The organism is Streptomyces sp. SID3212, from assembly GCF_009865405.1.
Taxonomy (GTDB): Bacteria; Actinomycetota; Actinomycetes; order Streptomycetales; family Streptomycetaceae; genus Streptomyces.
The window spans coordinates 1-5437 of sequence record NZ_WWJY01000429.1 but is presented as its reverse complement, the minus strand read 5'-3'; the positions used below and the strand labels follow the sequence as shown (position 1 = coordinate 5437).

Below are 5437 nucleotides of genomic sequence, written 5' to 3'. Positions count from 1 at the left end.
GGCCGGGTGCCGGGGCTGACGCCGCTGCGGGTGGGGCGGATGGCCGCCACCCCCTTCGCGTTCCTGCGGGGCTCGGCGGGGCTGATGGCCCACGACCTGGTGGGCACGCCGGTGACCGGGGTCGGCGCGCAGATCTGCGGGGACGCCCACGCCGGGAACTTCGGTCTGTACGGGGACTCGCGCGGCCAACTCGTCATCGATCTCAACGACTTCGACGAAACCGTCGTCGGCCCCTGGGAGTGGGACGTCAAGCGGCTCGCCACCTCGCTGGTGCTGGCGGGCCGCGAGGCGGGCGCGGACGAGGAGACGTGCCGGCGCGGCGCCTGCGACGCGGTGGGGTCGTACCGGCGCACGATGCGGCTGCTGGCGAAGCTCCCCGCGCTCGACGCGTGGAACGCGATCGCCGACGAGCAGCTGGTCTCGCACGCCGACGCGCGGGATCTGGTCGGCACGCTGGAGCGGGTCTCGGAGAAGGCGCGCAACAACACGAGCGCGCGGTTCGCCGCCCGGTCGACCGAGGCCGTGCCGGAGGCCGACGGTTCCCCGGGCGCGGACGGACGCCGGGGCGGGCCGCGGCGTTTCGTGGACGCCCCGCCGGTCCTGCGGCGGGTGCCGGACGCGGAGGCGGCGGCCGTGGCCGCCTCGCTGGAGGAGTATCTGGGGACCCTGTCGGAGGACCGGCTGCCGCTGCTCGCGCGGTACGCGATCCACGACGTGGCGTTCCGGGTCGTCGGCACCGGCAGCGTCGGGACCCGGTCGTACGTGGTGCTGCTCCTCGACCACCGGGGGGAGCCGCTGGTGCTCCAGGTGAAGGAGGCGCGCGGCTCGGCCCTGGTGCCGTACCTGCCGGCCGCCGGGTTCGAGGTGCCCGAGGTGACGCACGAGGGGCGCCGGGTGGTGCTCGGGCAGAAGCGGATGCAGGTGGTCAGCGACAGCCTGCTGGGGTGGACGACGGTGGCCGGCAGGCCGTACCAGGTACGGCAGTTCAGGAACCGCAAGGGGAGCGTCGATCCGGCCGCGCTGCCGGCCGGCCAGATAGACGACTACGGGAGGATGACCGGGGCGCTGCTGGCGCGGGCGCACGCGCACAGCGTGGATCCCCGGCTGATCGCCGGGTACTGCGGCAAGAACGAGGAGCTGGACGTCGCGGTGGCGGCCTTCGCCGTCGCGTACGCGGACCGTACGGAGGCGGATCACGCGGAGCTGGTGGCGGCGGTCAGGAGCGGGCGGATCGCGGCGGAGTCGGGCGTCTGACGGCGGGGGGCGCGGGCCGGGCCGGGTGGAGGCCGGTGGGGCCGGGACAGGTCCGGGGCGGGGGCGGGTTCGATCGCCCGTACGCTGGACGGGTGATGCACGACGCCCCTGGGGAGCCGACGATCCGTAACGACGACGAGCAGGACGTACAGGACGCGACGAGCGCGTCGCACGCGGCGGCGGACGCGGGAGGTGCGGCCGAGGCGGCGGTGCCCCGGCCCGAGGCACGGCTGGAGAAGGCCGTGCGCGCCGCCGAGCAGGCGCTCATCGAGTTCGAGATCGCGCTGGAGACCTTCCGGGTCGAGGTGGAGAACTTCTCCCGGCTGCACCACCAGCGGCTCGGGCCGATGTACGCCAGGCTCGACGAGCTGGACGCGATGATCGCCGAGGCGCGCGCGGCCCGTACCGGCGACCCGGCGGACGTGCGCAGGGCCGAGGAGGCCCGGGCGCTGGTGCAGCCCATGCCAGGGGTGGAGGAGCTGTTCCACGACTGGCTCGACTCGGAGGGGCTGTCGCCCGAGGCGGCGGCGATGCTGACCGACCAGCCCGTACGGCCGCCCAAGCGGGTCAGGCCGAGTGACGAGGCGCGCAAGCTCTACCGCGACCTGGCGCGCAAGGCGCACCCGGACCTGGCGCAGGACGACAAGGAGCGGGCCAGGCGTGAGGAGTTCATCACGCGGGTCAACGCCGCGTACGGGCGCGGGGACGAGCCGCTGCTGCGGGAGCTGACCGAGGAGTGGGCGGCGGGGCCCGCGCCCGAGGAGCACCGGCGCAGCGAGAGCGAGGAGCTGTACGCCAGGCTGGAGTGGCTCTCGCACCGCAAGGAGCTGCTGACGCTGGTCGCCAAGGAGTTGGAGGAGAGCGCCATCGGCGCGATGCTGCGGATGGCGCCCGACGACCCGGACCGGCTGCTGGAGGAGATCGCCGAGCAGTTGCTCGCGGAGGTCTCCGAGCGGGAGAGTCAGCTGGCGCAGCTGGCGCGGTAGGTTTCCGGAGTCGGAATCACACCGCCGGCCCGGACCGGCGGCCCAGACAGGTACGAGAGAAGGGGACACCCATGAACTTCGCCCCGCTGCCCTCCGTGGACGTCGCGGCGGTCCCGTCCGACGCCTTGGTGCTGGACGTCCGGGAGGACGACGAATGGGCGGCCGGTCATGTCGAGGGCGCGCTGCACGTTCCGATGAGTGACTTCGTCGGCCGGTTCGGCGAGGTGACGGAGGCCGTGGCCGACGGGCGGAAGGCGTATGTGATGTGCCGGGTCGGTGGCCGTTCCGCGCAGGTCACGCAGTATCTGGTGCAGCAGGGCGTCGACGCGGTGAACGTGGACGGCGGCATGGTCGCCTGGGACGGCGCGGGGCGTCCGATGGTCGGCGACAACGGCGGCCCGGCGTTCGTCCTCTGAGCGTGGGGTGAGCGCGGAGTGACCGGGGACCGGTCCGGGACCGCTCCCGGGTGGCGATCGAGGTGGGATGGATTCGTACAACCGTGAGGGCGTGAAGGCCGGGCCGCGGCCCGGCGCGGGCATAGCCGGTCTCTCCTTTCCGTACCAGGTGGTGGCCGCCCTCGCGCTGGCGGTCGTCGGAGTGCTGGCCTGTGTCCACCTCGGCATGGTCTTCCTGCACGTCGCCCCGTCCAACACGCTCACCAAGCAGCACGGCGCGGCCGTCGACAGCTGGATCTATCCCGAGTTCGAGCAGAACTGGAAGCTGTTCGCGCCCAATCCACTCCAGCAGAACATCGACGTGCAGGTACGGGCCGAGGTGGAGGCGGCGGACGGCGGGCGGAGGACCACCGACTGGATCGACCTCTCCGCCGAGGACGGCGCGGCGATACGGGGCAATCCCTTCCCGAGCCACATCGACCAGAACGAGCTGCGCCGCGGCTGGGACTTCTTCACCGGCTCCCACGGCACGGACAACCGCCCGCAGGGCTTGCGCGGCCAGCTGTCGGAGCAGTACCTGCGCCGGATAGTGATGCTGCGGCTGGCGGACCACCGGCTGGGCGGTCCGGTGCGGCGGATCCAGCTCAGGTCCGTCGCGACGACCGTGGACGCGCCCGTGTGGAGCAAGCAGAAGTTCGACACGCGGCCCACCTACCGCGTCTGCCCCTGGTGGGGCGTGAGCTCCGCGGATCTTCCCGGGGGCGTACGGAACGGTCGTACGGAGGCGAGCGGGTGAACGGGCAGCAGGCCGGGCAGGCCGGGCAGCAGGCCGGGCAGCAGGCCGGGCGCCGGGTGGGGCAGCAGGCCGGGCAGCGGTACGCGTACGCCGTCCAGCGGGTCACGGGCACGGCGCTCGGGCCGTACCAGAGCGCGGTCGTCCGGATCGGGTTCGCCGGCACCTGGCTGCTCTTCCTGCTGCGTGAACTGCCGAACCGCCGGGAGCTGTACGGGCCCGACGGGCCGTGGAGCTGGACCATGGCGCGGCAACTGATGGCCAGGAACGGCGCGTTCAGCGGGCTGATGTGGTCGGACAGCGCGGTCTGGTTCGAGATCGTCTTCGCCGTGGCCGTCGTGTCGGCCGCGCTGCTGATGGCCGGCTGGCGCACCCGCACGATGTCGGTGCTGTTCATGTTCGGCGTGCTGTCGCTCCAGAACCGCAGCATCTTCATGGGCGACGGCGGCGACAACGTCATCCACCTGATGGCGATCTATCTGGTGGTGACCCGCTGCGGTCAGGTCTGGTCGCTGGACGCCCGGCGCGCGGCGCGGGCCGCCCGCGAGGCTGATGCCGAGGGCGCCGAGGCCGCAGACAGGGAGAGTACGGCCGCCGTACGGGACCGGGTGGGGCCCGTCCTGTGGGTCGTCATGGGCGCCCTCCTTCTCGTCGGGACGCTGACGGCGGACCGGTTCGAGATCGAGACCTGGCTGGCGGTCCTGTTCTGGGGCGCGTGGGCGGCGCAGGGGCTGTGGTGGCTGACAGGCCACTACGCGCCGGGCGGGCAGCCGCGCGCGCTGCTCGACGTCCTCGCGAACCTTCTCCACAACGCCGGGCTGTTGGTCATCATGGCCGAGGTCTGTCTCGTGTACGCCACCGCCGGCTGGTACAAGATCCAGGGCACGCGCTGGCAGGACGGCACCGCCCTGTACTTCCCGCTCAAACTGGACTACTTCACGCCCTGGCCCGCGCTCTCCGGCGTTCTCGCCGCCAGCGGGGTGGTGGTGATGCTGGTGACGTACGCCACGGTGGTGGTCCAGGTCGCCTTCCCGTTCACGCTCTTCAACCGGCGCGTCAAGAACGTCCTGCTCGTCGCGATGATCCTGGAGCACGCGGGCATCGCGGTGCTGCTCGGGCTGCCGTTCTTCTCCCTGGCGATGATCGCCGCCGACGCCGTCTTCCTGCCGACGGCCTTCCTGCGGTGGCTCGGGGACCGGGTGTCGGGGCGGTGGCGCCGGGTGTTCCGCCGGACCACGGCCCTCCCCGGACAGCGGGGCGAGCGGGAACCCGAGCCCCGTACTCTCGTGGGGTGAGCAGCGAAGCACGGGCCGGGGACGAAGCGCCCGTCGAGCCCGTCCAGTACGACGACGGGTTCGGCAAGGAGATCGGTGTCGGGCCCCATCCGGAGCCCTGGCCGCGGGGCGAGCGGTACGACCCCGCGCTGCTGGCCGGCGGTGACCGGCGCAACGTGGTCGACGGCTACCGCTACTGGACGCACGAGGCGATCGTCGCCGATCTCGACACCCGGCGGCACGACTTCCATGTGGCGGTGGAGAACTGGGGCCACGACTTCAACATCGGGTCCGTGGTCCGTACCGCCAACGCCTTCCTCGCCCAGGAGATCCACATCGTGGGGCGGCGGCGCTGGAACCGGCGCGGGGCGATGGTCACCGACCGCTACCAGCATGTGCGCCACCACTCCGGGACCGCCGAGCTGACCGCGTGGGCGGCGGCCGAGGGCCTGCCGATCATCGGGATCGACAACCTGCCCGGGGCCGTACCGCTGGAGCGGACCGAGCTGCCGCGCCGCTGCGTCCTGCTCTTCGGCCAGGAGGGCCCCGGGCTGACCGAGGAGGCCAGGAAGCACGCCGCGATGGTGTGCTCGATCGCCCAGTTCGGCTCGACGCGCTCGATCAACGCGGGTGCGGCGGCGGCGATCGCCATGCACGCGTGGATCCAGCGCCACGCGGACGTCCCGGCGCCGCCCGCCGCCTGACGCCCGGCTCCGGGGCCGCCCGCCCGGCCCC

General features: G+C 72.9%; 6 protein-coding genes. All 6 read left to right on the top strand.

What is annotated here, in order from left to right; all coding sequences use genetic code 11:
- On the top strand, positions 1-1254 hold a 1254-nt coding region (locus GT042_RS12875), incomplete at its 5' end, for a DUF2252 domain-containing protein (RefSeq protein ID WP_161308841.1).
- A gap of 92 nt (positions 1255-1346) precedes the next feature.
- Positions 1347-2240 (top strand): J domain-containing protein, encoded by an 894-nt coding sequence (locus GT042_RS12870; RefSeq protein ID WP_161308840.1) that lies wholly within the window; start codon positions 1347-1349, stop codon positions 2238-2240.
- Positions 2241-2311: 71 nt separating this feature from the next.
- Entirely contained in the window at positions 2312-2656 is a 345-nt protein-coding gene (locus GT042_RS12865) for a rhodanese-like domain-containing protein (RefSeq protein ID WP_161308839.1), read from the top strand.
- A 67-nt stretch (positions 2657-2723) separates the two neighbouring features.
- Positions 2724-3431 (top strand): DUF5819 family protein, encoded by a 708-nt coding sequence (locus GT042_RS12860; RefSeq protein ID WP_161308838.1) that lies wholly within the window; start codon positions 2724-2726, stop codon positions 3429-3431.
- 56 nt (positions 3432-3487) lie between these two features.
- Positions 3488-4723, top strand: a complete 1236-nt coding sequence (locus GT042_RS12855) for an HTTM domain-containing protein (RefSeq protein WP_345943755.1) — start codon at positions 3488-3490, stop codon at positions 4721-4723.
- Positions 4720-5406 carry a TrmH family RNA methyltransferase gene (locus GT042_RS12850; protein WP_161308836.1) on the top strand — a complete coding sequence of 229 codons (687 nt, stop codon included), beginning with the start codon at positions 4720-4722 and terminating at the stop codon, positions 5404-5406. The genes GT042_RS12855 and GT042_RS12850 overlap by 4 nt, the downstream gene beginning before the upstream one ends.
- The last annotated feature ends 31 nt before the right edge of the window (positions 5407-5437 follow it).